Origin of the sequence: Actinocatenispora sera (assembly GCF_018324685.1) — a bacterium.
Taxonomy (GTDB): Bacteria; Actinomycetota; Actinomycetes; order Mycobacteriales; family Micromonosporaceae; genus Actinocatenispora; species Actinocatenispora sera.
In genome coordinates this window covers 4,549,632-4,564,377 of record NZ_AP023354.1, presented here as the reverse complement: position 1 = coordinate 4,564,377, position 14,746 = coordinate 4,549,632, and the positions used below count along the sequence as shown (strand labels likewise).

Genomic DNA, 14,746 nt, shown 5'->3' with positions numbered 1-14,746 from the left:
TCGCCGCCCCCACCCGGTCACCGGCGGGTCCGGCCGGACGCGACTCCGGACAGCAGCACCGCCACCACCGTCAGCGCCGCCCCGGCCAGTACGGTCGGGGTCGGGTGCGCGCCGCCCGGGACGAACCGGTCCAGCAGCAGGCCGCCGATCAGCTGACCGGCGACCACCGCGAGGCCGGTACGCAGCACCCCCAGGGTGCGGATCGCGAGCAGGTTGGCGCCGGTCACCACCAGGGAGAGCACCCCGCCGAGATACAGCCACCAGGTGGCGCCGGGCGAGTGCGGCGCCAGCGCACCGAACGACGCGAACACACCGGTGGCAAGCGACAGCACCGTCGTCCCGACCAGCGCGTTGACCAGCGAGGCGGAGCCGACGTTGCGGGCGACGAGGTTGACCCGGCCGTTCAGTGCGGACTGCACCGCCAGTCCCAGCCCGAGCAGCAGCACGAACCCGACCAGCCCCACCGCGACCTGACCGACCGGCCGGCCCAGCTGGGCGACCGCCACCGCGACGACCGCGAGCGCCGCGCTGCCCAGCCGTACCGGGCTGACGGGCAGCCGACCGGTCGGGCCCAGGCCGATCCGATCGGTGACGATGCCGCCGACCGAGGTACCGCACACCTGGACCACGGTGACCATCGCGACGCCCAGGATCGGGACCGTCAGGGCCGAGCCGGCCACGAACAGCGCGCCGAACGCGCCACCCAGGTACTGCCAGGGCCGCAGCCGGTCGTGCCGCAGCCGGCGCAGCCCGGCGCGTACCGCCGGCAGCGCGCAGGCGGCCACCAGCAGCAGCACCGTGGCCAGGCCGTTGGAGATCAGCGCGGCGAGTACCGGGGTGCCGAGGCGCTGCGCGAGCGCGCCGTTGACCGTCCCCTGGGCGGCCGAGCCGGCGCCGCCGACCAGCGCGATCGCCACCGCCGCGGGCGCCGGCAGCAACCCCGCGGCCAGGCCGGCGAGCCGGCCTTCCAGCGGCCCGCCGTCATCCGGCTGCGGTCCGCGGCGGGCCCGCTGCGACGACCCGACGGGTTGTCCCGCGACCTCGGCACCGGCCCGGTGCGACGACCCGACCGGTTGCCCGGCGACCTCGGCACCAGCCGGGCGCGGCGCCCCGACCGGTTGTCCCGCGGCCTCGGCACCTGCCGCCGGCCGCGGCTCGTCGTCCCGGTGGGGCGATCCGGTCACAGCCGGCAGGCGCTGATGTCCGTGGCGAGGATCGCGCGGGCGCCCACCTCGTACAGCTCGTCCATCACCCGCTGCGCGTCGTCCCGGGCGATCATCGCCTGGACCGCCACCCAACCCTCGCGGTGCAGCGGCGAGACGGTCGGCGCCTCGATGCCCGGGGTCAGCTCGGACGCCCGGTCCAGGTGCTCGACCCGCACGTCGTAGGCGAGCATCACGTAGCGGCGGGCCACCAGCACGCCGGACAGCCGCCGGGTCAGCTGGGCGACCGCACCGTTGCCGGTCATCCCGGACCGGCGCACCAGTACCGCCTCGGAGCGCAGCAACGGCGCGCCGAACGGCTCCAGCCCGGCCTGGCGCAGGGTCGCGCCGGTGGACACCACGTCGGCGACGACGTCGGCGACACCGAGCGCCACCGCGTTCTCCACCGCGCCGTCGAGCCGGATCACGTGCGCCGACACGCCCGCCTCGGCGAGCTGGCGGTGCACCACCCCCGGGTACGAGGTGGCGATGCGCCGGTCGGCGAGCTCGGCCAGCTCGGTCACGGTGCCGGGGCGCGCGGCGTACCGGAAGACCGAGCCGCCGAAGCCCAGCTCGAGGATCTCCTCGGCCGGTGCGCCGGAGTCGATCAGCAGGTCGCGGCCGGTGATGCCGAGATCCAGGTCGCCGGAGCCGACGTAGGTGGCGATGTCACGCGGGCGCAGGTAGAAGAACTGCACCGAGTTCGCCTCGTCGGTGCAGGTCAGATCCTTCTCGGTGCGGCGCTGCCGGTAACCGGCCTCACGCAGCATCTCGATGGCGGGCGCGGACAGCGACCCCTTGTTCGGTATGGCGATGCGCAGCATGGGACTACTCCCGGAGGAAGGCGAAGGGCGGACGGACGAGGCAACCGGCTACAGATGTCGGTAGACGTCGTCGAGCGTCAGACCTTTCGCGATCATCAGCACCTGCGCGTGGTAGAGCAGCTGGGAGATCTCCTCGGCGGCCCGGTCGGCACCCTCGTGCTCGGCCGCCATCCACGACTCGGCCGCCTCCTCGACGACCTTCTTGCCGATCGCATGCACGCCGGCCTGCAGTGCCGCGACCGTCCCGGAGTCGGGATCGGCGGCGGCGGCCTTGGCCGACAGTTCCGCGAACAGCTGATCGAAGGTCTTCACGGGGTCCCATTCTGGCAGTTCCGCCCTGCGGGACGACGGCCGGTCCGCGGTACCGCTCCGGCCGGGCGGTACCGCGATCGGCCGGTGCCGCGCGCCGCGGCTCAGTGCCCGCCCGGCAGGGTCGGCATGCCGTTGCCCGGCTTCGGGCTGGTACCGCCGTTGCCGGGCATCGTGGACTGGCCGGGCTGCCCGCCGGTACCGGGGCTGGTGGACGGCTGACCGCCGCCGGGCTGCGCCGTCGACGCGCTGGGCGACGGCTGACCGCACGGCTGCCCGTCGGCCGGGCTCGGCGAGCCGGTGGCCGCCTGCTGCCCGCCACCGGTGCTGGGGCTCGCCCCGAGTCCGCCGCCGGTCGGGTTCTTGCCGCCGTTGAGCCCGCCGCCGTTGTCGCCGCCGTTCAAGCCGCCGTTGTCGCCGGTTCCGGTCTGCCCGCCGTTGTCCCCGCCGTTCAGGCCGCCGTTGTCCCCGCCGTTCTGGCCGTTATCGCCGCCGTTCTGGCCGCCGGCGGACGGGCTCGGTGCGCCGAGGCCACCGTTGCCGTCCTGGCTGCTCGCCGACGGCGAGGCGGAGGCCGAGGCGCAGGCGGACGAGGCGGACGCGCTCGGCCGGGCCTGCGCCTTCGCCGTGTCCTTGCTGTCCTTGCAGCCGGCCAGCGCTGCCATCGCCACGGCGGCAAACGCCACAATGCCGACGATTCGTCGAATACGCACGGAACTATCCAATCCCCCAGAAGACATCGCGACCGGAGGGTAGGTGGGCACCGCAACCGGGCCACCCGCGGCGCGAATGCGGTGGACCTGTTCAGTCCCGCGCGGTGCGGGTGCGGTGGCGCTGTTCAGTCCTGCGGCGGGGGTGCGGTGGCGCTGTTCAGTCGCGCAACGCGCGGATCGTCAGCGCCGCGTCCAGTGCGGCGACGGTGGCGTCGAACCCCTTGTCCTCCGGGGATCCGGGCAACCCGGCCCGGTCCCGCGCCTGCTGCTCGGTGTGCACCGTCAGCACCCCCTGCCCCACCGGTACCCCGGTGTCCAGGGCGACGCGGGTCAGCCCGTCGGTGACCGACCGGCACACCATCTCGAAATGCTCGGTCTCCCCCTTGACCACCACGCCGAACGCGGCCACCGCGTCGCAGCGGGCGGCCAGCGCGGCTGCCACGACCGGCAGCTCCACCGATCCGGCCACCCGTACCGAGGTCACGTCGGTGACGCCGCACGCGGCGGCGGCCGCCTCGGCCCGGGCGAGCAGCTGGTCGGTGAGCTTCTCGTGCCAGCGGGCGGCGACCAGACCGAGCCGCAACCCGGCCGCCTGCGGCAGCGCGTCGGACAGATCAGGTGCGGCATGCCCGGCCATCAGGCGTGTCCTTCCCGTAGTTCGTCGAAGTCGGGCAGGTCGGTGAGCAGGTGCCCGAGCCGGTCCCGCTTGGTCTTCAGGTAGTTGATGTTGTCCGGTCCGGCCGGCACCGGCAGCGCCACCCGGTCGGCGATGCGCAGCCCGTACCCGGCCAGTGCGGTCCACTTGTCCGGGTTGTTGGTGAGCAGCCGGATGCTGCGCACGCCGAGGTCGGCGAGGATCTGGGCGCCGATGCCGTAGTCGCGGGCGTCGGCGGGCAGCCCCAGCGCCAGGTTCGCGTCGACCGTGTCGGCCCCGCCGTCCTGCAACTCGTACGCCTGGAGCTTGGACAGCAGGCCGATGCCCCGGCCCTCGTGCCCGCGCAGGTACACCACGACGCCGCGGCCCTCGGCGGCCACCGCGTGCAGCGCCGCGTCCAGTTGCGGGCCGCAGTCGCAGCGCAGCGAGCCGAACACGTCCCCGGTCAGGCACTCCGAGTGCACCCGTACCAGCACGTCCTCGCCGTCGCCGATGTCGCCGGCGACCAGCGCGATCTGTTCCGAGTCGTCCAGCAGGCTGCGGTAGCCGACCGCCCGGAACTGCCCGTACCGGGTGGGCAGCCGGGTGCTGACCACCCGCTCGACCTGCTGCTCGTGCCGGCGCCGGTAGGCGATCAGGTCGGCGATGGTGATCAGGGTCAGCTCGTGCTCGGCGCAGAACACGCTCAGCTCGTCCACCCGGGCCATCCCGACGTCCTTCTGGCTGACCACCTCGCACAGCACGCCGACCGGCGGCAACCCGGCCAGCCGGGCCAGGTCGACCGCGGCCTCGGTGTGCCCGGGCCGGCGCAGCACGCCACCCTCCCGGGCCCGCAGCGGCACCACGTGGCCGGGCCGGCGGAAGTCGGTCGCCGTCGACGCCGGATCCGCGAGCAGCCGGATCGTCCGGGCCCGGTCGGTGGCGGAGATGCCGGTGCTCACCCCCTCCGAGGCGTCCACCGTCACCGTGTACGCGGTGCCGCGCCGGTCCTGGTTGACGTGGTACATCGGCGGCAGCGCGAGCCGGTCGCAGTCGGCGCCCGGCAGTGGTACGCAGATGTAGCCGGAGGTGTAGCGGACCATGAACGACAGCAGTTCCGGCGTCGCCTTGGCCGCGGCGAAGATCAGGTCGCCCTCGTTCTCCCGGTCCGGGTCGTCGATGACCACCACCGGTCGGCCGGCGGCGATGTCGGCGATCGCCTGCTCGACCGTGCCGAACCCGGTCACCGGTGCCTGCACGCCGGTCACAGCGCACGCTCCGGCGAGCCGACGAGCTTCTCCAGGTGCTTGCCGATCACGTCGACCTCCAGGTTGACCAGCCCGCCGACCGGCCGGCAGCCGAGCGTCGTGGCCCGCCGGGTGGTGGGGATCAGGCTGACCGCGAACGACACGTCGTCGACCTCGGTGACGGTCAGCGACACACCGTCCACCGCGATCGACCCCTTGACCACCACGTACCGGTTGAGGTCCGGCGGCAGCGCGATCCGCACGTCCTCCCAGTGCTGGGCCGGGCGGCGGTCGAGCACCGTACCGACGCCGTCGACGTGACCCTGCACCAGGTGCCCGCCGATCCGGCCGCCGAGCTTCGCGGCCCGCTCCAGGTTGACCCCGTCACCCGCTGCCAGACCGTCCAGCGTGGAGCGTTCCAGCGTCTCGCGCATCACGTCGGCGACGAAGGTACCGGCGTCGGTGTCGACCGACACCACGGTCAGGCACACGCCGTTGACGGCGATCGAGTCGCCGCGCGCCGCGTCGCTTGCCACCAGCGGCCCCCGCACCGTGAACAGAGCGGCGTCGGCCAGCCGCTCGACGGCGGTCAGCTCGCCCAACTCCTCGACGATCCCGGTGAACATGTGCCCCGCGCTCCTTCCTCGATGCGCGAGGCGGGCAGGGCAACATGCGGGCACACGGCGACGCGCACGCATCGCCGTGACGCCGGCACGGCACGCCGCGCCGACGCTGCCCGCGCGCTTGCTCCCTTCCGGACTTTGACCGTCGGCTCCGGACTCTCACCGGATCCACCGCCACCGTGGTCGTCGCCGTCCACAGTGCCGGGTCGCGGGCTTCACGGACTCGCCGTGTCACCGCCGGTTCGGAATTTCACCGAACCCCGCCAGCGCGCGTGCTGGTTTCGCACCACCAGTTTGGCACGCCGCGGCGGCGGCTCCGAGCGGTACCCGCGTCTCGTTGGTCACTGTGCCGCTCCGCTCAGCGCGGGTCGGCCGGCTCCGGGCGGTTGCGGCGCCGGTCGACCGCCACGTACGACCCGGGCCGGGACTTCGCGACCTGCTTCATCTCGGTGGCCACGGCGACCACCTCACGCGGGTCGCCGAACCTGCGATGCTGCGAGCTGGCCACCCCTATCGACAGAGTGACCAGCGGAAACGTATGAATCTCGCCGCGCCGGTCGGGCAGCCGGAGATGCCCCGCGGCGGCGTCGGCCGGGTCGTACAGCTCGACCACGCCGGCCTCGAACGCGGCGATCGCCTGCGCCGTGATCGCCTCGAGCTGGCCGGGCTGGCACAGCACCAGGAAGTCGTCTCCGCCGACGTGGCCGAGGAAGGGTACCGGGGGGCCGACGGCGACGACCGCCTCGTACAGCACGTGCGCGAGCAGGCTGATGAACTCGTCGCCGCGGACGAACCCGTACGCGTCGTTGACGCTCTTGAACCGGTCGATGTCGACATAGCAAAGGGCAAACCGGTCGTCTCGTCGTACCCGGCCGCCGATCTCCCGCAGGATCCGGGTGTTGCCGGGCAACCCGGTCAGCGGCGACGCCTCCCGCACCTCCCGGTTGCGGCGCAGCGTCGAGCGCACCCGGGCGACCAGCTCCAGGGTGTCGAACGGCTTGATGATGTAGTCGTCGGCGCCGGCGGTCAGCCCGGCCACCCGGTCGGCGCCGAGACCCTTGGCGGTCAGCATGATCACCGGCAACCCGGCGGTGAGCGGGTCGGCCCGGATCCGGCGGGTCACCTCGACCCCGTCGAGCTCGGGCATCATCACGTCCAGCAGCACCAGATCGGGCCGGTGCCGGGCGATCTCGGCCAGCGCCTGCGCGCCGTCCACGGCGACCGCCACCTCGAACCCCTCGAACCGCAGGTTCATCTCGACGAAGCGGACGATGTCCGGATCGTCGTCGACGACCAGCACCCGACCCGGCCCGGCCGACCGCTGGTCGGTCACGAGGCGGCGGCGCGGGCCCGTTCCCGCAGCGCGCGCGCCGCCGCGGCGGGGTCCTCGGCGCCGTAGATCGCGGTACCGGCGACGAACGCGTCCGCGCCGGCCTGCGCGGCCTGCTCGATGGTGTCGGCGTTGATGCCGCCGTCGACCTCGATCCGCACCGACAGCTCGCCCCGGGCGGCCTTGACCGCGCGCACCTTGTCCAGCAGCTCGGGCAGGAACTGCTGGCCGCCGAAACCGGCCTTGATGGTCATGACCAGCAGTGTGTCGAACTCGGGCAACAGGTCGAGGTACGGCTCGATCAGGGTGTCCCGGTCGATCGCCAGACCCGCCTTGCTGCCGGCCGCGCGCAGCCGGCGCGCCAGCGCCACCGGGTCGTCGGTCGCCTCCGCGTGGAACGTCACGTTGTACGCGCCGGCCTCGGCGTAGCCGATCGCCCACCGGTCCGGGTCGTCGATCATCAGGTGGCAGTCCAACGGCACGTCGGTGGCCCGGCGCAGGCTCTCCACCACCGGCAGCCCGATGGTCAGGTTGGGCACGAAGTGGTTGTCCATCACGTCGACGTGCAACCAGTCCACCGCATCGGCGACGGCGGCGGCCTCGTCGGCCAGCCGCGCGAAGTCGGCGGCCAGGATGCTCGGTGCGATCAGCGGCTCGATGTGCTCCACGGTCGGCAGTCTACGGCCGGCCGACCAGCCACCCCACCCGGCGCGGGCCGACCAGCCACCCCACCCGGCGCGGGCCGACCCGCCGAGCGCCCGGCGCGGCCGACCAGCCCGACCACCACCCGGCGCGGCCGATCAGCGACCGCGCCCGGCGCAGCCGACCAGCCGCACGCGACGTGGCCGGGCGAGTCGATCGGTGCCGGGCGCGCCGGCCGGTGCCGCGAGCGGTGGGTCAGCCGCCGGTACGGCCGTCGATGCGCTCGCGCAGGAAGTCGGCGTGGCCGTTGTGCCGCGCGTACTCCTCCAGCATGTGCGCGTAGCACCACCGCAGCGACATGGCGCCGAACTTGGGGTGCTCGAACGTGGCGTCCAGCGACAGGTCGGCGACCGCGGCTCGGGCGCCGTCCTGCTCGGCCAGCAGCGTCGCGTAGTCGTCCGCCGCGCCGGCCGGGTCGGCCTGCTCGAAGTCGACGTCGTTGCCCGGGAACAGCTCGGGCAGGTCGGCGCCGCCGAACCGGCGGCGGAACCACTGGCGTTCCACCTCCGCCATGTGCCGCACCAACCCGAGCAGCGACAGGTTGGACGGCGGCACCGCCCACCGGGCCAACTGCTCGCCGGTCAGGCCGGCGCACTGGTGCAGCAGGGTGGCACGATGCCACTCCAGCAGTCCTTCGAGGACGGCGCGCTCGTCACCGACGAACGGCTCGTCGACGCGCTTGATCTCCGGTGCGATCCACGACATCCGGTCATGATGCCGCAAAACCACGCCGCCGTGGGGTCGCCGTCCGGTGTGGCGCGACCGTGGGCGACCGCCGCGGGCCGGCCGAGCCGGATCAGCCGACCGAGGTGTAGGCGACGACGCCGCGGCGTAGCGCCTCGACCGCCTGGCGGCAGGTGCGCCGCAGCGTGTCGTCGGCCGGTACGGCGATCTGTTCGAGCAGGTCGATGACCTGACGGCACCAGCGGACGAAGTCGCCCGCCGGCATCTCGCCGTCCACCCCGGACGCGCTCGCGAGGACCTTCGCGAGCGGCTCGCCCCGGGCCCAGCGATACATCGGCCAGGCGAAGCCGAGATCCGGCTCGCGGGTCAGCCGCAGCCCGTACCGTTGCTCGGCGGCGAACAGTTCGCTGAACAGGCCGAGGCTGCGGCCGATCGCCGCCTCCGCGTTGCCGTGTGGCACGGCGACGCGGTCCTCGGACTCCCGGCGCGCCTCGTACACCAGGATCGAGGCGGCGGCGGCGAGTTCCGGGGCCGACAGCCCGGCCCAGACGTCCTGGCGCAGGCACTCGGCGACGAGCAGGTCGGTCTCCGACCAGATCCGCGCCAGGGTGCGGCCGGTGTCGGTCACGTCGTACCCGTGGTCGGCGGCAACCAGGTAGCCGCGCTCGGCGAGCATCGCGCACACGTCGTCGAACGTGCGCACCAGCGAACCCGTACGGCCGGCCACCTTGTCCTGCAGTGCCGCCGTCTCCTGCTGCAGCCGCGCGTACCGCTGGGCCCAGCGGGCGTGGTCCTCCCGGTCCGGGCACCGGTGGCAGGGGTGCGCGCGCAGCTGCCGGCGCAACTCGGTGAGCTTCTCGTCGTCTGCCGCGGCGGACCGGCCGCGCCGCGAACGCCGGTTGTCCTCGCCCACGGCGACCTCGGCCCGCGACAGCGCGACCGCGAGGTCGCGCCGGGCCTGCGGCGAGCGGTGGTTGAAGTGCTTGGGTACCCGGATGCGGCCCAGCGACGCCGCGTCGCCGAGTTCCGAGCCGGGCAGCCGGCCGGCCCACCGGTCCTCGGTGAGTACCAGCGGGCGCGGGTCGTCGCGGGCGCTGTCGCCGGGATCGAGCACCACGGCGAGCCCGGCCCGGCGCCCGTGCGGGATCCGGACGATGTCGCCGACCCGCAGCATCGCGAGCGCCTGCGCGGCCTGCGCGCGGCGGTTCGCCGAACTGCGCCGGCCGAGGGAACGCTCCCGCTCGGTGATCGCGGTACGCAGGGCGAAGTACTCGGCGAAGTCACCCTGCTCGCAGTGCATCCGCTCGGCCAGCCGCCGCGCGTTCTCCTCGTTGCGCTGGACCTGATGCGCCAGGCCGACCACCGAGCGGTCCGCCTGGAACTGCGCGAAACTGCGGGACAACACCTCGCGGGAGCGGTCGAAGCCGAGCATCTCGATGATGTTGACCGCCATGTTGTAGGACGGCCGGAAGCTGGAGCGCAGCGGGTAGGTACGGGTCGAGGCGAGGCCGGCGACGTGCCGCGGGTCGGTGTCGGGCGACCACAGCACCACCGCGTGGCCCTCGATGTCGATGCCGCGCCGCCCGGCCCGCCCGGTCAGCTGGGTGTACTCCCCCGGCGTGATGTCCACGTGCGCCTCGCCGTTGTACTTGACCAGGCGCTCGAGCACCACGCAGCGGGCCGGCATGTTGATGCCCAGCGCCAGCGTCTCGGTCGCGAACACCGCCTTTACCAGGCCGCGGACGAACAGCTCCTCGACGATCTCCTTGAACGTCGGCAGCATCCCGGCATGGTGGGCGGCGAGGCCCCGCTCCAACCCCTCCAGGAACTCCCAGTACCCCAGCACGGTGAGGTCCTCGCCGGCCAGCGCGGCGGTACGTTCCTCCACCAGGGCGCGGATCTCGGCACGTTCGGCCGGGGTGGTCAGTCGCAGCCCGGCGCGCAGGCACTGCGTCACCGCGGCATCGCAGCCGGCCCGGCTGAACACGAACAGGATCGCCGGCAGCAGCCCGGCGCCGTCGAGCCGGTCGATCACGTCCGGGCGCGCCGGTGGCTGCCAGCGGCGTGGCCGGCCCCGGCGCCCGCCGCCCCACTCCAACCGGCGCAGCTGCTCACGGGTGTTGCGCAACAGCTCCGGGTGCACCTCGTGCTTGCGCGCGGCGGCCTGGTCGTGGAACAGGTCGAACATCCGGCGGCCGACGAGCATGTGCTGCCACAGCGGTACCGGCCGGTGCTCGGAGACGACCACCTCGGTGCGGCCCCGTACGGTCACCAACCAGTCGGCGAACTCCTCGGCGTTGGACACGGTCGCCGACAGCGACACCAGCATCACCGACGCCGGCAGGTGGATGATGACCTCCTCCCAGACCGCGCCGCGGAACCGGTCGGCGAGGTAGTGCACCTCGTCCATCACCACGTACCCCAGACCGTCCAGAGTGGACGATCCGGCGTACAGCATGTTGCGCAGCACCTCGGTGGTCATCACGATCACCGGCGCGTCCGGGTTGATGGCGTTGTCGCCGGTCAACAGCCCGACGTTGGCCGACCCATGCCGGGCGGCCAGATCGTTGTACTTCTGGTTCGACAGCGCCTTGATCGGCGTGGTGTAGAAGCACTTGCGGCCCAGCCGCAGCGCGAGGAAGACCGCGAACTCGCCGACCACAGTCTTGCCGGCCCCGGTCGGCGCGCAGACCAGCACGCCGCTGCCGTCCTCGACCGCGGCGCAGGCGTCCACCTGGAACTCGTCGGGTTCGAAACCGAGGTCGGCGGCGAAGTCGGCGAACGCGGGCCGGCCGGGTGAGGTGCTCATACCCGCAAGGCTAGGCGCCCGGATGGCCCCGCCGCCCGCGCATATCCCGGTAGGGGTACACACACCATAATCCGATCGTGTCACCAGGTATCGGTATGTTGCCCCTCATACCAGCACCGTTGTCGAGCCGTCCGGCGCACTCGGTATCGTGCTGATGTGCCGGACGCCACGCCTCGTGACCCTTCCGCCGGATCCGCCGGCCCGCCCTCCGCCGCGCCGCTGCTCGACGGTCAGCGCCGTCCCCGCGCCGTCCTGCTCGACTTCCACGGCACGATCGTGCAGGTGGAGCCGGCCGAACGGTGGGTGCGACTGGCCGCGGCCGCCTGCGGGACCGACCTGGCCCCGGACCGGTGCGCCGGGCTCGCCGACGCCCTGGTCACCGCGGGCCGCGCCGGCGGCCCCCGCCCCGGCCGGATCCCGCCCGAGCTGGCCGAGGCGTACGCCGACCGGGACCTGTCCGAGCCGGCCCACCGCGCCGCGTACACGGGGCTCGCGGCCACCGTCGACACCGGCATCGACGGGCTGCCGGACGCGCTGTACGAGCGGCTGCTGGACCCGGACGGCTGGCGGCCGTACCCGGACACCCTGCCGATGCTGCGCGCGCTGCGCGCCGCCGGGGTCCCGGTCGCGGTGGTCAGCAACATCGGCTTCGACGTGCTGCCGATCGCCACCGCGCTCGGCTTCGCCGACCTGATCGACCACTGGCTGCTGTCCTACCAGCTCGGTACCTGCAAGCCGGATCCGGCGATCTTCCTGCGCGGCTGCGCCGCGGTGCGGCACGAACCCGAGCAGACGCTGATGGTCGGCGACACGCCGGCGGACGCGGCCGCCGCCGCGATCGGCTGCCCCACCCTGGTGCTGCCGGCCAGCGAGCCGGATCACGTGCACGGCCTCGCCGCGGTCCTGCACCTGCTCGGCCTCACCGCCTGACCCCCGGCCCGCGCCCGGCACCTGATCGGCACCGACGGCTGGCCGTTGATGCCGTGTCCGCACCTGCTCGGCCTCACCGGGCTGACCGCCGGCCCGGGGCTGGCGGTCAGGCCAGCAGCTGCAGCGAGCCCGGCACGCACTCCACCGTCACCGGCAGCGGCAGGCCCCGCTCACCGTCCGCGTACGTGCGGCGCGGCTCGCCGTGGATCTCCAGGGTGCGCACCCGGTGCGTGCTGACCGCCGGATGCTCGACGTGCTTCGCCTTGCGCATCAACGACTTCATCTTCACCGCGGTGGCCCGCCCGATCGGCCCGATGATGGTCAGGTCGAGCACCCCGTCGGTCGGGTCGGCGGTCGGGCAGACCGGCAGCCCGCCGCCGTAGCGCGCGGTGTTGCCGACGGCGACGATCATCGCCGTCAGCTCCCGGGTCTCCCCGTCCAGCACCAGCTTGTAGTCGTGCGGCGCCAGCTGCGCGATCTCCGCCAGGATCGACAGGTCGTACCGACGGGGGCCCTTCGGCCAGCGCAGCTGGTTGGCCCGCTCGTTGATCGAGGCGTCCAGGCCCGCCGACAGCACGGTGCCGAACCAGAGCGGATCGGCGCCCGGCCCGGTCGCCCGGCCCAGGTCGATGACGGTGCGCTGGCCCTGCGTGAGCGCAGCCACCAGCGCCTTGATCGCCGCCTCCGGCTCGAGCGGCAGGCCCAGCGCACCGACGAAGTCGTTGCCGGTACCGATCGGGACCACGCCCAGCGGTACGTCGGTGCCGGCGACCGCCTGCACCGCGAGGTGCACCGTGCCGTCCCCGCCGACCGCGACCAGCGCCGCCGGGGACCGGTCCACCGCGTCCCGGCAGGCCTGCTGCGCCCGCTCCCGGTCCGGCGCGGCGAGCACCCGGGGCACCAGCCGCGCGGCCCGCAGCCGGCCCACCACGTCGGCCAGCACCCCGCCCCGCCGACCCCGGCCGGCGGTCGGGTTCACCAGCACGGCCACCTCAGCGCCATCGTTCACGCGGATGACCGTACCGGTAGGCCGGGACGGGCGGCCAGACCGGTCGGCGCCGGCCCGGCCACCCGGTCAGATCGTGTCGTCGAAGTTGGACCGGCGGCGCGAGCGCGGCGCCTCGTCGTCCTCGATCGGTTCGGGTGCACCGACCGGCTCCAGATCGTCCACCGGCTCGGCGCTGTAGCCCAGCTCCGAGGCCTCGTCGTCGTCGACCGCGCCGTACTCGGCGGCCGCCTTGCGGGCCTTGCGCCGGTCGTTGACGAACGCGAACGCGACCGCGCCGAAGTAGAGCGCGACCATCGGGATGGCCAGGGCGGACATCCCGAACGGGTCCGGTGTCGGCGTCACGAACGCCGAGATGACGAACATCAGGAAGATCGCGATCCGCCACCAGCCCAGCAGCCGCTTCGCGCTGAGCACGCCGGCCGCGTTGAGCAGCGCCAGGATCAGCGGGAACTCCAGCGCCAGGCCGAAGACCACCATCAACTTGATCAGGAAGTCGAGGTACGCGCTGACGTCGAGCATCGCCTTGGTCTGATCGTCCATGCCGGGTAGCAGGAACGCCAGACCGCGGGAAACGACCAGGTAGGCGAGCAGCACGCCGCCGACGAACAGCGGCACCGCGACCGCGACGAAGCCGAACCCCCATCGCCGCTCGTTGCTGTGCAGCCCCGGAGCGATGAACGCCCACAGCTGGTAGAACCACACCGGGCAGGCCAGCACGAGCCCGACGTAGAGCGCGACCTTCAACCCGACCACGAAGTACGACGTGACCTGGTAGGTGATCAGATCACAGGACTTGCCGCTGCGGTGCGCCAGCGGAAGGCTGCAGTACGGGTCGGTCAGGAAGTGGATGACCTGCTTGTGTACGGCGTAGCCGATGATGAAGCCGACCAGGATAGCCAGGGCGGACTTGAACAGCCGGCTGCGCAGCTCCCGCAGGTGCTCCATGAGCGGCATGGAGCCGTCGGCCGCTCGTTGAAATTGTTCCGCCCGACGGCGGCGGAGAACCGGAGTCACGACTCGGTCGAGATCACAGGTCCGTGGTGGACTTCTTGGCCGACCTGGACTCCTGCACCGGAGACACCACGTCGTCAGACTCCAGCGGCTTGCGGCTGGCCTGAGCGTCGGCCTTCTCCGCCACGTCGCGATCCTCGTCGTCGCGCAGCGTCTTGGTCTCGGCCTTGATGATCCGCAACGAGCGGCCCAGGCCACGCGCGGCGTCCGGCAGCTTCTTCGCGCCGAACAGCAAGATCAGCACCACCACGAGAATCGCGATGTGCCATGGCCTGAGGGCACCCATCTAACTCCACCTCCCGGTGCGAAGACCTTCCCATCCTACGTTCCGCCGTAGGGAACGTCTTCGGCCCAGCAGTCTGCTGCACGGCCCGGCGCGCCAAGTCTCGCCGCCCGGACACGTCCCCGTCAACTGGGCACGGCCGAAACCCGACGCCGGACGCCATCTTACGGCTATGACCGGTGTCGACCGGCGACCGGCAGCTCGTCCCGTACCTCCGCGAGGCGAGAGCGGGCGGCCGCCAGTTCGAGGTTGAGCGTGCCGGAGCGCTCGGCCAGCAGGACGAGCTGGCCCCGCCGCTGCCGCACCGCGGAAAGGGCCGCCCGCAGCGCCGGCAGCCGGCGTCGCAGCTCCAGCAGGCCGGCCACCAGCATCGCCGCGCCGACCAGCACGATCGCCAGGACAACGAACCAGATGGCATGCACGTGGCCACCCTAGG

The 14,746-nt window shown here is 73.2% G+C and carries 16 protein-coding genes and 1 riboswitch; of the genes, 1 reads left to right on the top strand and 15 read right to left on the bottom strand.

Going from position 1 to position 14,746, the window contains the following annotated elements:
* Positions 1 to 17 precede the first annotated feature (17 nt).
* The 11 genes from Asera_RS21765 to Asera_RS21715 all read right to left on the bottom strand — a co-directional run bounded on the left by Asera_RS21765 (position 18) and on the right by Asera_RS21715 (position 11,077).
* Positions 18 to 1,184 (bottom strand): DMT family transporter, encoded by a 1,167-nt coding sequence (locus tag Asera_RS21765; protein WP_169745834.1) that lies wholly within the window; start codon positions 1,182 to 1,184, stop codon positions 18 to 20.
* Positions 1,181 to 2,026 carry an ATP phosphoribosyltransferase gene (gene hisG / locus Asera_RS21760; RefSeq protein ID WP_030446107.1) on the bottom strand — a complete coding sequence of 282 codons (846 nt, stop codon included), beginning with the start codon at positions 2,024 to 2,026 and terminating at the stop codon, positions 1,181 to 1,183. Before hisG ends, Asera_RS21765 begins: the two co-directional genes overlap by 4 nt.
* Positions 2,027 to 2,074: 48 nt before the next feature.
* Complete coding sequence (locus Asera_RS21755) at positions 2,075 to 2,338, bottom strand: phosphoribosyl-ATP diphosphatase (protein ID WP_030446108.1); 264 nt, start codon at positions 2,336 to 2,338, stop codon at positions 2,075 to 2,077.
* Between the two features lie 101 nt (positions 2,339 to 2,439).
* Entirely contained in the window at positions 2,440 to 3,048 is a 609-nt protein-coding gene (locus Asera_RS21750; RefSeq protein ID WP_157034790.1) for a hypothetical protein, read from the bottom strand.
* Positions 3,049 to 3,205: 157 nt separating this feature from the next.
* A complete protein-coding gene (ribH, locus tag Asera_RS21745; RefSeq protein ID WP_030446110.1) occupies positions 3,206 to 3,685 on the bottom strand; it encodes a 6,7-dimethyl-8-ribityllumazine synthase in 480 nt (159 codons plus the stop codon).
* Positions 3,685 to 4,929, bottom strand: a complete 1,245-nt coding sequence (locus Asera_RS21740) for a bifunctional 3,4-dihydroxy-2-butanone-4-phosphate synthase/GTP cyclohydrolase II (protein ID WP_157034803.1) — start codon at positions 4,927 to 4,929, stop codon at positions 3,685 to 3,687. Before Asera_RS21740 ends, ribH begins: the two co-directional genes overlap by 1 nt.
* 17 nt (positions 4,930 to 4,946) lie before the next feature.
* A complete protein-coding gene (locus Asera_RS21735) occupies positions 4,947 to 5,555 on the bottom strand; it encodes a riboflavin synthase (protein WP_030446112.1) in 609 nt (202 codons plus the stop codon).
* Positions 5,556 to 5,667: 112 nt separating this feature from the next.
* Positions 5,668 to 5,824: riboswitch (FMN riboswitch) on the bottom strand.
* A gap of 86 nt (positions 5,825 to 5,910) precedes the next feature.
* Positions 5,911 to 6,885, bottom strand: coding sequence for a response regulator (locus Asera_RS21730; RefSeq protein WP_030446113.1), 975 nt, complete (start codon positions 6,883 to 6,885; stop codon positions 5,911 to 5,913).
* Complete coding sequence (gene rpe / locus Asera_RS21725; protein ID WP_030446114.1) at positions 6,882 to 7,550, bottom strand: ribulose-phosphate 3-epimerase; 669 nt, start codon at positions 7,548 to 7,550, stop codon at positions 6,882 to 6,884. Before rpe ends, Asera_RS21730 begins: the two co-directional genes overlap by 4 nt.
* Before the next feature lie 229 nt (positions 7,551 to 7,779).
* Positions 7,780 to 8,289 (bottom strand): DinB family protein, encoded by a 510-nt coding sequence (locus tag Asera_RS21720; protein ID WP_030446115.1) that lies wholly within the window; start codon positions 8,287 to 8,289, stop codon positions 7,780 to 7,782.
* A 91-nt stretch (positions 8,290 to 8,380) separates the two neighbouring features.
* Positions 8,381 to 11,077: a DEAD/DEAH box helicase gene (locus Asera_RS21715; protein WP_030446116.1), complete on the bottom strand. Its 2,697-nt coding sequence runs from the start codon at positions 11,075 to 11,077 to the stop codon at positions 8,381 to 8,383.
* Between the two features lie 156 nt (positions 11,078 to 11,233).
* Between Asera_RS21715 and Asera_RS21710 the strand changes: the two genes are divergently transcribed.
* A complete protein-coding gene (locus Asera_RS21710; protein ID WP_030446117.1) occupies positions 11,234 to 12,007 on the top strand; it encodes an HAD family hydrolase in 774 nt (257 codons plus the stop codon).
* Positions 12,008 to 12,113: 106 nt separating this feature from the next.
* Here Asera_RS21710 and Asera_RS21705 read toward each other — a convergent pair whose 3' ends face one another.
* From Asera_RS21705 to Asera_RS21690, 4 genes are all read right to left on the bottom strand, one after another.
* Entirely contained in the window at positions 12,114 to 13,016 is a 903-nt protein-coding gene (locus tag Asera_RS21705; protein ID WP_244843980.1) for a diacylglycerol/lipid kinase family protein, read from the bottom strand.
* A gap of 66 nt (positions 13,017 to 13,082) precedes the next feature.
* Complete coding sequence (gene tatC, locus Asera_RS21700) at positions 13,083 to 13,961, bottom strand: twin-arginine translocase subunit TatC (RefSeq protein WP_244843979.1); 879 nt, start codon at positions 13,959 to 13,961, stop codon at positions 13,083 to 13,085.
* Between the two features lie 82 nt (positions 13,962 to 14,043).
* The gene (gene tatA, locus Asera_RS21695; protein ID WP_084131458.1) at positions 14,044 to 14,313 is read right to left on the bottom strand and encodes a Sec-independent protein translocase subunit TatA; all 270 of its coding nucleotides are present in this window, start codon (positions 14,311 to 14,313) and stop codon (positions 14,044 to 14,046) included.
* Between the two features lie 167 nt (positions 14,314 to 14,480).
* Complete coding sequence (locus tag Asera_RS21690; protein ID WP_030446121.1) at positions 14,481 to 14,732, bottom strand: hypothetical protein; 252 nt, start codon at positions 14,730 to 14,732, stop codon at positions 14,481 to 14,483.
* Positions 14,733 to 14,746: the final 14 nt, after the last annotated feature.

What these genes read in the sequence shown, in the direction of transcription:
- Asera_RS21735 (WP_030446112.1), bottom strand. Translation starts at nt 5,555, where the DNA reads ATGTTCACCGGGATCGTCGAGGAGTTGGGCGAGCTGACCGCCGTCGAG.
- tatC (WP_244843979.1), bottom strand. Translation starts at nt 13,961, where the DNA reads ATGGAGCACCTGCGGGAGCTGCGCAGCCGGCTGTTCAAGTCCGCCCTG.
- tatA (WP_084131458.1), bottom strand. Translation starts at nt 14,313, where the DNA reads ATGGGTGCCCTCAGGCCATGGCACATCGCGATTCTCGTGGTGGTGCTG.
- ribH (WP_030446110.1), bottom strand. Translation starts at nt 3,685, where the DNA reads ATGGCCGGGCATGCCGCACCTGATCTGTCCGACGCGCTGCCGCAGGCG.
- hisG (WP_030446107.1), bottom strand. Translation starts at nt 2,026, where the DNA reads ATGCTGCGCATCGCCATACCGAACAAGGGGTCGCTGTCCGCGCCCGCC.
- Asera_RS21715 (WP_030446116.1), bottom strand. Translation starts at nt 11,077, where the DNA reads ATGAGCACCTCACCCGGCCGGCCCGCGTTCGCCGACTTCGCCGCCGAC.
- Asera_RS21720 (WP_030446115.1), bottom strand. Translation starts at nt 8,289, where the DNA reads ATGTCGTGGATCGCACCGGAGATCAAGCGCGTCGACGAGCCGTTCGTC.